Source organism: Lysinibacillus sp. BS3, from assembly GCF_039614735.1.
Classification (GTDB): Bacteria; Bacillota; Bacilli; order Bacillales_A; family Planococcaceae; genus Lysinibacillus; species Lysinibacillus capsici.
The window spans coordinates 1,053,942-1,069,980 of sequence record NZ_CP154860.1 but is presented as its reverse complement, the minus strand read 5'-3'; the positions used below and the strand labels follow the sequence as shown (position 1 = coordinate 1,069,980).

Annotated in this window: 16 protein-coding genes and 1 pseudogene; 11 read left to right on the top strand and 6 right to left on the bottom strand. The window is 38.3% G+C overall.

Annotated features, from left to right (window positions below; translation table 11 throughout):
- Window positions 1-161: 161 nt before the first annotated feature.
- The gene (locus tag AAJG31_RS05670) at window positions 162-1,331 is read right to left on the bottom strand and encodes an alanine--glyoxylate aminotransferase family protein (RefSeq protein ID WP_279494530.1); all 1,170 of its coding nucleotides are present in this window, start codon (window positions 1,329-1,331) and stop codon (window positions 162-164) included.
- Between the two features lie 141 nt (window positions 1,332-1,472).
- On the opposite strand from AAJG31_RS05670, the gene AAJG31_RS05665 reads away from it, so the two are divergent.
- Window positions 1,473-2,522, top strand: coding sequence for a DUF1835 domain-containing protein (locus AAJG31_RS05665; protein ID WP_103117776.1), 1,050 nt, complete (start codon window positions 1,473-1,475; stop codon window positions 2,520-2,522).
- A 28-nt stretch (window positions 2,523-2,550) separates the two neighbouring features.
- Here the strand turns inward: AAJG31_RS05665 and AAJG31_RS05660 are convergent, their stop codons facing one another.
- On the bottom strand, window positions 2,551-3,048 hold the full coding sequence (locus tag AAJG31_RS05660) for a hypothetical protein (protein WP_004269361.1): 498 nt from the start codon (window positions 3,046-3,048) through the stop codon (window positions 2,551-2,553).
- Between the two features lie 350 nt (window positions 3,049-3,398).
- Entirely contained in the window at window positions 3,399-4,025 is a 627-nt protein-coding gene (locus tag AAJG31_RS05655; protein ID WP_054550798.1) for a nitroreductase family protein, read from the bottom strand.
- A gap of 194 nt (window positions 4,026-4,219) precedes the next feature.
- On the opposite strand from AAJG31_RS05655, the gene AAJG31_RS05650 reads away from it, so the two are divergent.
- Window positions 4,220-6,250 carry a methyl-accepting chemotaxis protein gene (locus AAJG31_RS05650; protein ID WP_103117777.1) on the top strand — a complete coding sequence of 677 codons (2,031 nt, stop codon included), beginning with the start codon at window positions 4,220-4,222 and terminating at the stop codon, window positions 6,248-6,250.
- 37 nt (window positions 6,251-6,287) lie between these two features.
- Here AAJG31_RS05650 and AAJG31_RS05645 read toward each other — a convergent pair whose 3' ends face one another.
- Window positions 6,288-7,520, bottom strand: coding sequence for a ferric reductase-like transmembrane domain-containing protein (locus AAJG31_RS05645; RefSeq protein ID WP_279494531.1), 1,233 nt, complete (start codon window positions 7,518-7,520; stop codon window positions 6,288-6,290).
- Between the two features lie 156 nt (window positions 7,521-7,676).
- Between AAJG31_RS05645 and AAJG31_RS05640 the strand changes: the two genes are divergently transcribed.
- Entirely contained in the window at window positions 7,677-8,165 is a 489-nt protein-coding gene (locus tag AAJG31_RS05640) for a metal-dependent hydrolase (RefSeq protein WP_036076312.1), read from the top strand.
- A gap of 41 nt (window positions 8,166-8,206) precedes the next feature.
- On the opposite strand, the gene AAJG31_RS05635 is transcribed toward AAJG31_RS05640, so the two are convergent.
- Complete coding sequence (locus tag AAJG31_RS05635; protein WP_081977460.1) at window positions 8,207-9,028, bottom strand: squalene/phytoene synthase family protein; 822 nt, start codon at window positions 9,026-9,028, stop codon at window positions 8,207-8,209.
- 214 nt (window positions 9,029-9,242) lie between these two features.
- On the opposite strand from AAJG31_RS05635, the gene AAJG31_RS05630 reads away from it, so the two are divergent.
- The 5 genes from AAJG31_RS05630 to AAJG31_RS05610 all read left to right on the top strand — a co-directional run bounded on the left by AAJG31_RS05630 (window position 9,243) and on the right by AAJG31_RS05610 (window position 12,332).
- Window positions 9,243-9,977 carry an SDR family oxidoreductase gene (locus AAJG31_RS05630; protein WP_004269367.1) on the top strand — a complete coding sequence of 245 codons (735 nt, stop codon included), beginning with the start codon at window positions 9,243-9,245 and terminating at the stop codon, window positions 9,975-9,977.
- Between the two features lie 636 nt (window positions 9,978-10,613).
- On the top strand, window positions 10,614-11,450 hold the full coding sequence (gene coaW, locus AAJG31_RS05625) for a type II pantothenate kinase (protein WP_036076313.1): 837 nt from the start codon (window positions 10,614-10,616) through the stop codon (window positions 11,448-11,450).
- A gap of 126 nt (window positions 11,451-11,576) precedes the next feature.
- Window positions 11,577-11,801, top strand: a complete 225-nt coding sequence (locus AAJG31_RS05620) for a hypothetical protein (protein ID WP_004269369.1) — start codon at window positions 11,577-11,579, stop codon at window positions 11,799-11,801.
- 14 nt (window positions 11,802-11,815) lie between these two features.
- Window positions 11,816-11,947, top strand: a complete 132-nt coding sequence (locus AAJG31_RS05615; protein ID WP_004269370.1) for a hypothetical protein — start codon at window positions 11,816-11,818, stop codon at window positions 11,945-11,947.
- 55 nt (window positions 11,948-12,002) lie between these two features.
- A complete protein-coding gene (locus AAJG31_RS05610) occupies window positions 12,003-12,332 on the top strand; it encodes a DUF3889 domain-containing protein (RefSeq protein WP_054550802.1) in 330 nt (109 codons plus the stop codon).
- 35 nt (window positions 12,333-12,367) lie between these two features.
- Here the strand turns inward: AAJG31_RS05610 and AAJG31_RS05605 are convergent, their stop codons facing one another.
- Complete coding sequence (locus AAJG31_RS05605; RefSeq protein WP_054550803.1) at window positions 12,368-12,922, bottom strand: DJ-1/PfpI family protein; 555 nt, start codon at window positions 12,920-12,922, stop codon at window positions 12,368-12,370.
- Window positions 12,923-13,089: 167 nt separating this feature from the next.
- Here AAJG31_RS05605 and AAJG31_RS05600 point away from each other — a divergent pair, with 167 nt between their 5' ends.
- The 3 genes and pseudogenes from AAJG31_RS05600 (at window position 13,090) to AAJG31_RS05590 (ending at window position 15,797) form a co-directional block, all read left to right on the top strand.
- Complete coding sequence (locus AAJG31_RS05600; protein WP_004269373.1) at window positions 13,090-13,488, top strand: MarR family transcriptional regulator; 399 nt, start codon at window positions 13,090-13,092, stop codon at window positions 13,486-13,488.
- Complete coding sequence (locus AAJG31_RS05595) at window positions 13,488-14,684, top strand: MFS transporter (RefSeq protein WP_048390066.1); 1,197 nt, start codon at window positions 13,488-13,490, stop codon at window positions 14,682-14,684. Before AAJG31_RS05600 ends, AAJG31_RS05595 begins: the two co-directional genes overlap by 1 nt.
- Before the next feature lie 495 nt (window positions 14,685-15,179).
- A pseudogene (locus AAJG31_RS05590) lies at window positions 15,180-15,797 on the top strand (NUDIX hydrolase).
- Window positions 15,798-16,039: the final 242 nt, after the last annotated feature.

The window sequence follows — 16,039 nt, the reverse complement described above, 5'->3', positions numbered from 1 at the left end:
ATATGTATGGACCCGCTCAAACAAGAGACTAAAGCGCTCAAAAAGTGAAGCAACCCGCTTAGATTAGCGTCCACAAATGCGCAACGCAATTTTAAGTTTAGTAGAAACAAAATCAAATTAAAAAACAGGTGGAGTCATTTTTCTCCACCTGTTTTTGCTGTTTAACGTTGTAGTGCTTTACGTTGTGCGGCTAAGTATACTTCTTGTGCGGCAAGGACGCCTGCTCCTGGTTCGAAATCATAGGAGAAGTCTTGTAGGGCAGCCTCGAGTAGGGAAACGGCTTGTAAAATGTCACTTGGGAAACAATAGCCCATATGGCCGAATCTAAAAATTTTACCCTGTAGATGACCTAGACCGCCTGCGAAATCTAAATGATAGTGTTGCTTAAGGTGCAACAAAAATTCACTAAGATCAATTCCTTGAGGTGTTTTAATTGCTGTAATAGTTGGAGAAGCGTATTGATCTTCAGTTAATAGCTCAATGTGTAATGCTTTCATTGCATTTCGCACCATGTTTTTCATGAGGTCATGTCGGGCAACTGTTTGCGTAAAGCCACCTTCCTGTTCGATTAACTTACACACCTCATGCAGTCCATAAATCAGTGTGATAGCAGGTGTATTAGGAGTCATGCCCTTTTCCGCCCAGCTACGATAGCTTTGAAGATTTAAGTAATAAGCAGGTGTTTGATTTTCTTCAATGACTTCCCAAGCTCTTTCGCTTACGCTGACAAGAGAGAGTCCAGGTGGGAGCATCATGGCTTTTTGAGAGCCTGTCACCAGAATATCAATGCCCCAAGCATCCATTTCAGCAGGAACGCCACCAATACAGCTTACACCATCAACGATAACGAGGGCATCTGTTTCTTCACGGATCACCTGAGCTAGTTCAGCAACAGGGTTTAAAATACCTGTGGATGTTTCATTGTACGTCACAAAAACGGCTTTAATAGTTTGTAATGGCTGTAAAAATGCTCGAAGCTCTTCGGCTGTACAAGCCTGTCCCCATTCTTTTTCGAGCTTATGTACATGGAAGCCATATTGCTCACAGATTGAAACGAAATAGTCGCCAAAAGCTCCAACTGTGATGACGACAACCTCTTCACCAGCAGATACAGTATTAACAGCTGCAGCCTCAAGCGCGGCTGTCCCACCCGAAGGTAAAAGTAAGATGTCCTGTGTCGTACCGAAAACAGGCTTTACTAATTCAATTGTTTCTCGGTATAATTCTACAAATTCCTGACTACGATGACTAAAAATATCCCGATTCATCGCAAGCTGTACCTTTTTTGGAATCGGTGTTGGCCCCGGATGTCTTAAAATATTTTCATACATATTCATTTATCCCCTTTGCTAGAAATTCAAAATTTTCTAACTATAATAATAGCATATTTATGGTGCTAGCTAACTACTTTTTTGAAAAATGATGGAAGAGATTGTCATTGTGGTACAATTTTTAAAAAGGAGGCAGTGCGAATGGAAACATCCATGCATTATCCATTTATCTATTTCTTCTACGACACAAACCAGGTGCTAGTATATAGAATTCAAGCGTTAGAGTATATCACAATAGCAGAGGTGATGAGGGAGGGGGAATGGCAGGGGTATGAGCTTGAGCCATCTGAATCTTTTACAGCATTTCATCATGAACAAAGCACACCTCAGCAGGGATGGTCTTTCTTTATGGGGCAGGAAGAGCTCTATCAGTTGGTAGAAATTATTAATGATTATATTCAGCAGGTCATAACTACTGCTTCAGCACAGATGGTACATATTGTTTGCTCGGAATCTGCAGCAGGCTCCTTACGAGCGACACTTGCTCCACCGAAATATGTGATCGGGTTTCCAGAGGATTTGTCGATTGGACCTTTGTGGAAACTCGATGAAAAAAGAGGACAGGCATTCCGTGATGAGTGGCTAAGAGAAAATATTAATGATGGAATGGATGATTTTGTAAACCGAAATAAATTAATGAACACAATCAGAGAGATACAGGATATTCCAAGCAACCTGCAGATTTACATTTGGTGTGGGTACAATGCAGAAGAACAGTGTGGTATTAGATTTCTACTCTATTTATTACGTGATAAAGCCAATGAAGTTGTTCTTATCAACACAGGTGAACAGCGGGCTATCAACCATCAATGGAACATGGAAATGTATGATATAAAGCGAATGTCCGCAAAGGAGCGTCTAATTTTTCAGCAACAGTGGGAAAGTTTAGCACAGACAAAGGATGTTTGTCGTCTATGGCTACATCGACAAATTGAAGCAGTCCAAGAGAACTATTATGATAATTTGATTATGTCAACGATGGAACAACTTCATAAGGAGCAAGGGGGTACTGATTTTATACAAACAGGTGAATTCATCTCAGAGCTATTAACAAGAATGGATGCCCCCCCAAATATCTTCTTTTTAGAATATAGAATTCGCTATTTAGTATATAGCGGGGTTTTTGAATTAAAGGGAATTCCTAAATCCATGCACCATTACTCTGTGAAATTACGTAAAAAACCTCTTTAGCCTAAGGGCATAAAGAGGTTTTAAACAATTAAGCAACGAAAGGTCTGTTCATACGCATTAAGCCGTAGATGGCAAAGAACAATCCACCTGTTATTACCATTAAGATTGTGTATAATACTGCCTTACCTGTTTCGCCACACCAGCGGTAGAATAGGCGATACGTGAAATACAGTGTAAAGCCTGCCGCTCCTAAAGAAGCCAGAATACCGATAAATGGAATAAACGAAACAATGATCAATCCTGCATAAATAAGGGTATTTTTTAAAGCTGTTGCACGTATTGTTTCTCGAGTATCCCCACCAGCTGTCAGCAGGAAGAGACTATATACATTAATAATGGGAATCCAAGCAATATAGGCTACATCTCCAAAACCATTTGTTTTAGATGTCATAAAATAAATAAGTGCACTAATAATGTAGGCAATTAAACCAATAGCAAGAGCGGCTAGTATAAAGATAAAAAATAAACCACCCATGGCTGCATCTAAATCTGAGTAATAATAAGAATCATTATAGTCATAATTCATCAGAAAAACCTCCCTTCATATGAAAATACCTCCTAATCATAACAATCCTCAAATGTTAAAGCTACAACAATTTAGATGTAATATTTAGTAGAAATCGCACAAATGTACTAGAATGAAGTTGATTATTTAAGACTTTAATGATGATTTTTTGAGTGCCTTGTGATAAAAATGCAAAAAATATCCTCGGGAACATTATTATGCTAGTTTTTGAGAATCATTTTCCGTTTTATTAATTTCAAAAATTACGTACAAAAACATTACTATCCTATGATGGTAGTTGCACAAGAAATGCCACAAAAAATAAAAATAGCCATCTTAACTACATTGTAAGATGACTATTTTCACGTGTATTAAATGAATTTGGCGATGTGCTCAAGTTCAATGCGGGAAGAATTGTAAGCAGGTGCGGCTGCCTTACCAATGGCAATTAAAATAACTGGGACGATATGGTCAGCTAATTCAAAGCGTTGAGCAAAGGCTTCTTTATTAAATCCACCCATTGGCACTGTATCATAGCCCATGTCTTTAGCTAGTAGCATGATTTGCATGGAAATTAGACCAGCATCAAATGTAACGATATTTTTTAACACTTCTTGGGGAAGTTGAGAATATAGATTGATTGAGTTGTTAATCATTAAATCTTTTGTTGCCTCATTGATATAGCCAAGCTCGAAGTTCTTTGTATAGATGGCCTCGGCATTTTCGTACATCTTTGTATCACCTAAAACGGCAATAATTGCTGAGGAAGTTTCTACTTGTTCTTGGTTATTGGCAATAGCACGTAGCTCTTTTTTGACCGCTTCATCCTGAATTACTAAAAAGCGCCAAGGCTGTAGGTTACTAGACGATGGAGCAGACGTTGCTTCTACAAGTAATTCTTCTAATTGTTGCTGCGGTATTTTAAAATTTTCATCGTATTTACGAACGGATTTACGCTCGTGCATAACTTTAGTTAAAGAACTTTTTGTCACTGTCATTATTTTGTCTCCTTCATGGTATGATGCGTTTTTTACTATACGATAAATGAATTCATTTTCCAAGTAAATTGCTCGAATTAAAGAGTCTTGAAACTAGGATTTAAAAGTTGCAAAAAAAACATATTTTTGTACGTATAATCCATTTATACTAGAGATGGAATAGAGCAATAATAATAGATATGGAGTGAAGGTGAATGAAAAAGCTATTAGGAAATTTAAATATTATGGCAAAAATCGCAATGCTTATTCCTGTCATCACTGTTTTTTTAGGTGGTATGACCTTCCTTAACTATTTGAACGTATCCAATGAACTTGAAAGCTCTATTGAAAATGAAATGTCTATACTAGCGGATGATGTTGCAGGTTCCGTTGAGAGCAAATTGCATGCACACATTCAGCTCATAAATAGTGCAAAGACAACAATAGAATCGGCTGACAGTATGATGACCAGAGAGCAATTTATTCGCTACGTACAGCAGCTATTGCCTTTCAATAAGGAAACGTATGGTATGGGATTATGGCTAGAGGAGGATGTGGCAAAAGGGGAAATTTTCGGGCCTTATGCCTATAAGGAAGAAGAAAAAATTGTCTCTACGGATGCTTATGAAGATCCTGCCTATCATTTTCACGAGCAAGAATGGTATCGCAATAGTATCCAATCTAATAAGGTAGTTCATACTGCACCTTATTTTGATGAAGCTCTTGGGGAAATGTTTATCTCATTTGGTACACAAATTGTCAAAGATTCTAAGCCCATTGGCGTTATTACAGGGGATTATGTATTAGATTCAATTCAATCCATTGTTTCTGACGTGAAAATTCGAGAGAGTGGTTATGCATTTATAATTGATGATAGTGGCAAAATTTTAACGCACCCTGATGTAAATAAAGTGAATAAAGAAACGATCCAGCAGTTGTTGAACATGCCTGTGGAGCAGATTTCTGATCAAAAAAAGTTAATACATACAAGCAGTCAGGGTAGTGATTTTACCTTACAATTTATGCAAATACAAGATATGCCGTGGAAGTTAGTTTTACTGGTTCCGACAACTGAGCTTTACGGCGAAATACAGGCAATGCTTCAACAGCAAATCGTGATCAGTGTCGTTCTAATTTTACTTATCGCAATTAGTATTTATTTCCTTGCTCGTTATATCCGTGGGGAAGTGAAAACAATGAATACTCATTTAGGCTATCTTGCTACAGGTGATTTAACGCAACAAATGGCCGTTCATACGAAGGACGAATTTGGTGAAATGGCGCAGTATTATAATGACTCTGTGGAAGCATTAGGTTCGATGATGCAGCGCATTGTAGCTGAAACCGAGACAGTTGCTTCTACTGCAGAGGAATTAACGGCAAGTGTGCAAGAGGTCAATAAAACTGTCACAGAAGTTGCGATTTCTATGCAAGAGGTGGCAGAAAATACGAGTTCACAACAACAGGTGAGTGGGGAGTTAGAGGGTGTAACAACACAACTAGGTGGGGATATGAAGACCGCCATGGACGATTTACATGAAGCTGTCCAACAATCACAAAAAACCTCTGAACTCGCTACTGGCGGATCACAAAAAATACATGGTTTCGTAAATGATATTGTCCACCTACATGCACAGGTTGACAGTAGTGCCAATCTGGTGAATGGGTTGAAGGAGCATTCGATTCAAATAGAGCAGATGAGTCAGCTCATTTCGGCTATTACCGACCAAACTAATTTACTATCACTTAATGCTGCCATTGAGGCAGCACGAGCAGGGGAAGCAGGGAAAGGCTTTGCCGTTGTTGCAGGAGAGGTTAAAGCACTGGCTGAACAAACTAGCCGTGCTTCGTTAGATATTGCAAAGGTTGTGCAGACGATTCAGGAACAAATGAATGACGCGGTAGAGATGATGGAGCAAAGTCGAAAAATAGCTCATCAAGGCATTGGCTCTGTTCAACAGGCAGGCATGACCTTCGATACAATTGCCAGTGCAACTGAAGGTCTCCAAAACACCATGCAAAAGACAAGCAAAACGACATCTGATGCTTTTGAAAAGTTGCAGGCAGTAACCGAAAAAGTACAGGAAATTAGCAAACAGGCACTTGCAACAAATGATCATACATTAAATGTATCGGCCATCACGGAGGAGCAGGCATCGACAATGAATGAGATGTCTGTAGCCTCAGAGCAATTAGCGCAACTTGCTCAAAATCTGCAAGAAGAAGCAACTAAATTCACGATTTAGTGCTAAGGTGTACATCTAGATTTAGGTGTACACCTTTTTAAGATCTAAATGAAAAAGCTTCCCATTTTACATTTTTCTTAGGTGCAGCCGATTTGAAATGCTTGATCATTTTTTCTGGTCCACATATATAAATACTAGTTTGTGGAGAAACGGATAACTCATTAACAGAGAGTCTATTGCGCTGTGTTGTATCAATAAATGTGACATTAAAATGGTCATTTGCTTGTGCATAATCCTCTAAAAAATCTTTGTAGATGACATTGTCTTGCCCGTGAAAAGAATAATATAAGTCAATTTTCTTATCAGGCTGCGTGTGTAAATAGGCAAGAAATGGGGTGATGCCCATACCACCTGCAATCCATAGCTGCTGTGCATTCCCCTTGCCGAAGTCAAAATGACCATAGGGGCCATCTACAGCAACCTCTGTATGAACCTGAATAAGGTTGTAGACCTGTTTGGTATAATCTCCAATAGCTTTCATTGTAAGATTGATTTGTTGTCCACACCCTCCAGAAATAGAGAAGGGATGTGGTGCTTTTTCGATACCCTCTTGAAAGACTTTCAGAAAGAGAAATTGTCCTGGTCGATAATCCAGCTGTTTTGTAAGCTTCAACTTAATTTCCAATATCTCAGGAGTCAGCCTTTGAATGGATGAAATCTGACCTTTATAGGGAAAGAACATATCCTGATACATTGTCAGCATATAAAGGGCTGACATAAATCCAATCGTAGTTGTTAATGCTGTAAAAATTCCTAAAGCTGAGGGCTGTAATAAATCATAGTGGCTAGAAAAATAAGCATGATAAATACCCAATGTATAGGGCACAAGTAATAAGCGATGAAGCCAGCGCCAATGCTCGTACTTCAGGAATTTTGCAATAAAGGCAAGAATGATTAGGAAGATAAAGCCGTATTGAGCAAGCTCGCCAAGATCTTTTGCGAATTCGTTGAGTGGTGTTTGTTGTGTTAGCTCTTCATCAGGAATCATTTTTTGTAATTGCCCGTGAATAAGAATCAATACAAGTGAAAGGATTGCTAGTAATTTATGATAAAAATAGACATGCTCAAGACCACTAAACCATCGCTCTAACATTTTTATTCTTGTAGCTAATAAGAATACAAGAAATAAACAAGTTATGGCTAAGCCACCAATGACATGACTTAGTGTGTTCAATGGATGAATCGGTGCCATCGGTTTGCTAAAATACCAAAGCAAAGCACTACCACACAAAATGATGAAAATAAAAAGTATTCCTTTATAAGCTCTCATATTTAACCTCCATCACTATGTTTATCCATAATTTAACTAGCTATACAATCAGAGTGGAAAAAGTTTCGAGCGTACGTTCGGAATGTATGTTCCCTTTTGTGTCGAATTATGTTACATTAAGAAGGAAAAATAAGAGAAAAGGAGTGGAAGTAATTTATGCAAGGGAATACCCATATCGTTGGGGGCATTACAGCAAGTCTTGCCTTTGCGCAGTTTTCAAATGATAACCCACTTGTCTTAGTTGGTGCGGGGGTTATTGGTGCATTACTTCCAGATATTTGTCATAGAGGTAGTAAAATAGGTCGAACATTTCCCCTCATCGCGAAGCTAGTGACTACAGTATTTGGACATCGTTCCTTTACACATAGTTTGTTGTTTTTAATAAGCATGATGGTTTTATTACATATGTTGATTCCCTATCGAGCGATATCTATTGGAATAATTATCGGGATGGCTAGTCATATCATACTTGATATGTGTACAAAAAAAGGGGTTAAACTATTTTTCCCTGCGACTGTCTCCATTCGTTTTCCACTTACAACGAAAACTGGTAGCAAGGTAGAAGGTGTCGTACTGATGTTGTTATCGATGCTATCCATCTATTTCAGCTATGAATTAATTGTAAGATTTATTGATGCGATATAAATAAGAAAAGCCCCAGTAATCGTTTACTGGGGCTTTTCATGTTAGTCTGCCTGTACCTCTTCAACAGTTTGCTCTACCTCAGCACGAGTCATTTTTTCTCGTCCTTCTTGCATTGCCTTTAGTGTTTTGTGCGCTAAGGCAAGTGGTAGGCGACAGAATAGCTGTATAGTACGTTTATTGATATCCTTCATATATAAATCTGCTTTGGCTAAATTTTCTTCTGCATACGCAAATAAATCCTCGCGTGTCCATCCCTCTGGTACGAAACTTACACCACGTTCATCTAAATCCTCATGCTGATTACGTAAGATGTTGACAGCCTGCAATCCACGGCCATAGCCTATTGCTAGCTCGCGATCCGTTTGAACGCCTGCACCCCATGCCCAAAGCTCAGACAGCATCGTCCCTACAAGCCCAGCCACGTAGTATGTATAATCGTCTAAATCCTCACGTGTGCGGACCTGCCAATTCGCCTTTGCCCATTTTGCCATCCCAAAAGCCATTTCACTTGTGGAAGCCTGTACAATTTTTCTGGATTCCTCAGGGCAAAATGTCAGCCAATCTGCTAAACGAAGGGATACTTCAGGTAATAGCTCTGCATAAGGTGCAAGTAATGACTGATAGGCTTCGTTATTGAAATTGTCCTTTAGTAATTCACTCGTTGCTGACAGTAATTCAAATTTTACATCATTAGAAAGTTCTTCATGGTCTTCAATTTCATCAATGGCACGCATTGCTAAATAGGCTGCAGCCACTGATATCTTTAAATCATTTTTTAAAAATGTAATAGGTATATAAAACGTGCGGCTTGTATCTTTCAAAACCTGCATCGCTTCTTTGTAAAGTCTTTTTTGCTCGTTCACTTGTATTCCTCCGTTCAAATGGTTCCACATCTATAGTATATCGTATCGTAAAAATAGGGAAAGATAAAACAGATTGTTCATATTTAGAGAGATATTCTTTGAAAACGTTTCCTAAAAGTGATATAGTTTAATAGTAAACTATTTAAACCTATACTTTCATTGTGGACGAAAGTATAAGTTAAACCACATTACAGAAGAGAGGAAGTTTAGAAAAATGGGACGTTTAGATAACAAAATTGCGATGATTACTGGTGGCGCATCTGGTATGGGTGCAGCAATGGCGAAATTGTTTGCCCAAGAGGGTGCTACGGTAATTGCAGCTGATATTAATGAAGATAACCTAGCAAAAATTTCTGAGCTTGACCATGTAGAGGGGATGAAATTAGATGTTTCCTCTGACGAAAACTGGGCAGAAGTGACGAAAGCCATTGTGGAGAAATATGGTCGCATTGATATTTTAATTAACAATGCTGGTATTTCATCCGAAAAAGGGCCAGATCAAATTACACAAGCGGATTGGTCAATCATGCATAATATCAATGCCTTTGGACCTTTCCTGGGCATTAAACATGCCTCTAACTATATGAAAGAAGCTGGGAAAGGCTCTATCGTTAATACATCCTCTTACACAGCAATTATTGGCGCTGGCTTTAATGCCTATACAGCCTCTAAAGGATCTTTACGTGCGATTGCTCGTGCAGCGGCATCAGAGCTTGGTGCTTTCAATGTTCGTGTCAATACAGTATTCCCTGGTGTCATTGAAACACCAATGACTGCTAAATTATCAGAAGCAAAAGAAGCAATGGATATGTTAGTAAGAGCAACACCAATGGGTCGCCTTGGTCAACCAGAAGAAGTAGCGAATGCTATTTTATTTTTAGCATCTGATGAAGCTTCTTACATTACAGGTGCCGAGCTTGTCATTGATGGTGGCTATTCAGCACGCTAATTAATCGTTTTAGGAAAGTGAAAGTGCCTGTTCAAGCAGTGCATTTTCACTTTTTTTTACATTTCAAGATTTAAATAGTGGAACGTCCGATTTGGACTCTCCCATCACTATTTCATGAACCACCCAAAGCGCCTTAATATGATAGGCATCGTGCATAGCTAATCTCTTCATTTCAAGCACTAATGAGTGCTCTCCTGGAATCTGTTTATATAAATCTTCATATTCCGCTTTAGAATATTCGTTAAATTTCAAAAACAGCATTATGCTTTAACAAAGCTTTATTTTTTTAGTAGAATGATAATAAAGCTTTAGAAATGCATTAAAATTCAGCTATCATATAGAAAAAATTTGATATTTTCCATGATTTTTTCATGAAAGTTTACGAAGTTATTGCACAATCATTTCAACAGCGTTAAAGTTTAGAAAGGGCGAAAATGTCATTACACAATTTGGGGGATTGTACTGAGCGTTTAGCTTTTGTACGAACAAATTAATTGGTCAGGATTTTGGCACACAAAACTCCTTGCAAAATCCTTCGTACCAATGAGGGCATGTACTTTAATAGTTGCCTTAATCTTCGCGTAAACTGCAATCATTATATGACAAAGTTGCGTAATAAAAACAAAGGAGAATTGTATGCCAAAGGCTATAGGTATTGATGCAGGCGGCACATTGACAAAGGTTGCTTATTTAGATCAACACAATGAACTTGTTTTAACAACCTTTCCGTCTAATGATCTGCAATCTGTAAAAAAATGGATTATCGATCATCCAGATATTGAGGATATTGGTGTTACGGGGGGACGTACAGAGCAATTACTTGATGTCATTAAAACAATGAAATCGATTCATTATATAGTGGAATTTGAAGCAACATTAAAGGGTGTCCGATTTTTACTAAATAAAGAAGGCTACTTTTTTGAGCGTAGCATGATTACCAATATCGGGACAGGCACTTCCATTCATTACATGGAGGGCAATACCCATATTCGCGTTGGCGGGACAGGCGTTGGTGGTGGGACGTTAATTGGATTGTCAGCGCTTACAACAGGGATTACAGATTACAATGAAATACGAGAAATGGCTGACAAGGGCCATCGTGAGAGCATTGATTTATTAGTTAAGGACATTTATCAGGGCATGGATACACCTATTGATGGTCATTTAACTGCAAGTAATTTTGGGAAAGTAGGCATTACCCAGTCCATGAAACATCCTGCAGAGGATATTATAGCGACGGTTCAGGGTCTAGTAGGTGAAGTTATTACCACGCTTAGCATTCAATATGCGGAAGAAAAAAAGGCTCAGCATATTGTCTATATTGGATCAACTCTCAGCAATAATGCTCATCTTGCCCGTGTGATTGCAAATTATACACGTACGAAAAAGCATACACCTGTCTTTATTAACGATCATGGTTTTTCAGGCGCTGTCGGAGCATTGCTCAACATTACAGAATATACAATTGTCTAGGGACGAAATATGAATGAACATGACTAATACATATTAGTCATGTTCATTTTTTTACAATTAGCGAAGAAACTGACCTACATAGTAACGCCTCAATTTGAACAAATTATGTGCAGGAGGTGATGTTACGTGGGGAAACGTAATAATCGAAATAACAGTAAAACCATGAATATGCGAACGCATAATCCTTTTGGTACTTACAAAAGTAAGGATCTTGATCGAAGTAATAGCAATAACAACAATCCGAATGACAACTTAAACGAAGAATTCGCAGCAGAATTTGATGCAAAAGCTAAAAATAAAAACAATAAAACGAATCATGATAAAAACCAGCAGTCCAATAAAACGAAATAACGGAGGTACAAATCATGGCAAAAAAGAGAAAAACAAGCTTTAAAAAGAAAAAGAAGGAAGATACACATAAAAAGAATGATCGTGAGGAGTACTCAGCAGAGTTTAACCAAGTCATTCATAATAACCCTCAACAGCCAAAGCAATAAAGACAAGCTGCTCCAAATCTTTTTGGAGCGCTTATTTTTTAAAGGAGTGATTCAAGTGAGGAAGTTATATTTACTTGGGATTGTGCTTGTTTGTCTTACTGTGTTCATACAAACAGCAATGGTTGCAAATGCACAACAAGAAGCACCTCCAGCCTATGCCAAATGGGGACAAATGGCCATCAAAGAGGTAAAGGCAAAATATCCTTCAGCCAAAATTATCGATTATTTGCATGAGGGTAAAGAAGTACATGGGGCGTCAACAATCGAAAAGTTTAAGCTCTGGCTCAAGCAACCCGATAAGGAATTTGGTGTCTATGTAAGAATTAGTTATCAAAGTGCAACACAAAAGGTAGAAAAAATTGAATTACAAGAAAGTACGTCATGAAAAAAAGGATGCCCAGAAAAGGCATCCTCATTCATTTAACTTTCAAGCTTTTGAATAAACGCACGCATCAAGCCTGGTAAATCAGGCCAGGCATGTCCACTTACTAAATTGCCATCTGTATGAAGATTGGCATCAATATAAGTAGCGCCAGCCACTTGCACCTCTGGCTTGCAAGCAATATAGGCTGTCAGCTCACGTCCTTTTAGCACTTCAGGAATCGTTGCGAAAATTTGTGCCGCATGACAAACGGCTGCAATCGGTTTATTCGCTTCGAAAAAGTGGGATACGAGTGTTGGCACATGCTCATTTAAACGAATGTATTCTGGCGCACGACCACCAGGAATAATCAATCCATCAAAATGGGTTGGATCAACATCAGCAAAAGAAGCATGTGCCTCTAAACCATAGGCAGGTCGCTCGATGTATGTATCGACGCCATCTACAAAATCGTGTAGTACAGTTTGTAATTTCTTAGCTGATGGTGCTGCAATTGTGACATCATAGCCTGCCTCAAGACAACGATAATAAGGATAAAAAATCTCTAAAGCCTCTACGGCATCTCCTGCAAGTATTAAAACTTTTTTCCCCATGATTCCATCTCCTTTACATTGAAAGTTTATTAACTTTTATTCGACACATGCAACAAATTTCCTGCTGCTGGTCAAGCCATCTTGGCAAATTACTTCCTTTACAAAGAAAAAAATGAAGCGTATAGTATTTATTTAGCTAGGTAAATAATTTTAGGAGGTAGATAGTGATGAATCCAATTTTCCATGCTTTATTCCAAAAAAATCGCTATTTAACTAATTGCTTAAATGAAGTGCTGAAGCAGCATCATTTATATAGTTCTCAGTGGACCATTTTATATTGCTTACATAAAAATGGACCGATGACATTGACGCAAATTTGGAAATATTTAAATGTGGAAGCGCCAAGTATCACCAGAGCGATTACAAGGCTTGAGGCATTGGGCTGGGTACAACGATTAGATGGTGAGGATAAACGAGAAAAGATAGTGACTTTATCCACACAAGCAGAGGAGCGCCTACCAGCCATTACAGCGACTATTCGAGCGTTTGAGGAGGAAATGGTAGGTTCTTTAACTGCTGAAGAACAAGAGCAATTTCTGAAGCTATTGGAAAAAATGAAAGGTTGATGGACATGCAGCAAGAAGAGAATACACAAATATGGACGAAGCGTTTCATTAGTCTATTTTTAACGAATATCTCAGTTTTTTTTGTATTTTATGGACTTGTAACGACTTTGCCGCTTTATGCAATAGGGGAGCTACATCAGACAGATAAGGAGGCAGGGCTTCTATTGTCTGGCTTTTTATTGTCAGCTATCATTGTACGCCCGTTTTCAGGAAAACTGTTGGATGTATTTGGTAAGAAAAAACTGTTAGTCCTCTCAATCGGGGGCTATTTTATATGTACCGTCTTATATTTATTTATTCATCCATTCGGCCTTTTACTTGGTCTACGTTTTATACAAGGGATTTTCTTTAGTATTATTACAACAGCTGCAGGATCTTTAGCGGCTGATATCGTTCCAGCTAAACGAAAAGGAGCAGGCCTTGGCTATTTCACGATGTCTACAAATCTAGCTGTCGTTATTGGTCCATTTATCGGACTATTATTAATACAATATAGTACCTTTAACGTATTGTTCATCGTTATGAGTATCTGTATTCTAGCAGGAGGAATTCTAGCGTTTACGGTCAATACTGATGATTTACCGAAACCTGCACATGAAGGAAAACTAACCTTTAAATTTGATGATCTGTTTGAGCGAAAAGCGTTACCTGTTGCTGCGATTGCTAGTTTAGTAGCCTTTTCGTATGCCAGTGTTTTATCCTTTTTATCGGTCTATGCACAGCAAAAGGATTTAATGGCTGTGGCCAGTCTTTTTTATGCGGTGTTTGCTGCATCCATGTTAATTACGCGTCCGTACACAGGTAAACTTTATGATACGAAGGGACCACAATTTGTTATTATTCCCGGCATTATCTCCTTCGCCATCGGGCTCGTTATGCTCGCTTTTGTAGAGGGGCCCGTATTATTTTTGAGTGCTGCTATTTTTGTAGGTTTCGGCTATGGTGCTGTGACGACAAGCTTGCAAGCATTAGCCGTTCAATCCACAGCCATCCAGCGAAGTGGCTATGCTACAGCAACCTATTTTACGATGTTTGACCTTGGAATCGCACTAGGTTCTTATATTTTAGGAATGGTAGCCGTGCAGGCAGGCTATGCTTCAGTTTACTTGTCAGGTGCAGGCTTACTAGGGGTTGTCTTTATTATTTATCTATTACGACTTGCAAAGATGAAACCGAAAAAAATAGTGAATATATAGTAAAACAGTTGGGCCTGTCCCAACTGTTTTTATGATTATAGGCAATCATGTAGCGTGGCCGTTTTAGACCAAAATATGGTATAATAAGAGAGTAACTAGATAGAGGTTTCATGGGCGGTTGGCACAATATTAACCTATCTCATTCAACTTATGGAAGAGAAAGGAGTTGATGCCTTTGACTATTTTTGAAGCAATAATGGTTGCGATAAGTCTTTCAACACTTATTGTTTCTGTACTTGCATTGTCATTTACTTTTACACAAAAAAAGTAAACCGCCCCTGCCTCGCCAGCATGTGAGATGGTTTACTTTCATCACTTTGCAAATCGCCTTTGAAGCGATTCATCTTGTTACTAGGACCATTGGTGTTCCAGCACCAATGGTCTTATTTACTTATATACATCTTCACTAAGAATTATAACATGGATAAACGGTTTTTTTCAAATAATGTAAATTTAATTGTCATTGACTACAATGATTTTTGGGAAACAAAATATATGGAACCTAAATGGCTTGAGTGGGCAAAACAGCCACAATCAATTGCACAGGCAGGACTAACTTATTCGAAGGATATTTATGACTTGGAAAGGGTTTGAATCATTAAGAGAAATAAGCGTTGGCATTATAGCACACCATACAGATATCGATAAGACAGTTATACGTGATTTATTTGCTAATGAGACGGGTTATGCGACCCCAAAAATAGATATTCGGGCGGTGGTTTTTAGGGACAATAAAATATGAATGGTTAAAGAAAAAATGTATGGTGATTGGTCATTACCAGGTGGCTGGGGCGACATCGGCTTTACACCTAGTGAAGTAGCCATCAAAGAAACGAAAGAAGAATCGGGATTTGATGTAAAAGCAATCAAACTCATAAGTGTATTTGATAAGAAGTGCCACCCTCAGCCACCATCTCTCTACCATGTCTATAAAATGTTTATCCAATGTGAAATCATTGGAGGACGTGCAGAAGAAGGCATGGAAACTAACGCTGTTGCGTTCTTAGCTGAAAATGAACGCCCTCTCTATCAATGGCTAGAAATACCGAATCACAAGTAAAATTAGCTTTTCGTCATTTAAATAATCTATATTTACCTACCTATTTTGATTGAAATCTCAAGCTGAATAATATGAATTGTATATTTGACGATTAAAGGAGAGCCGCTCAAACCAGCTCTCCATTTTTTATGTATTCTTCGATTTTTTCGAATTTGTATTTGACATAAAGTGTGCATAAAGGAAAACACTAAGAAAATCTTAAGAATTGATGTCTGAGTTTGTTAAGATTTAATTAGTATTATATCCTTATACGAATCCTATAGGGGTGATTGACATGAACCTAAAGCGGTGGAGG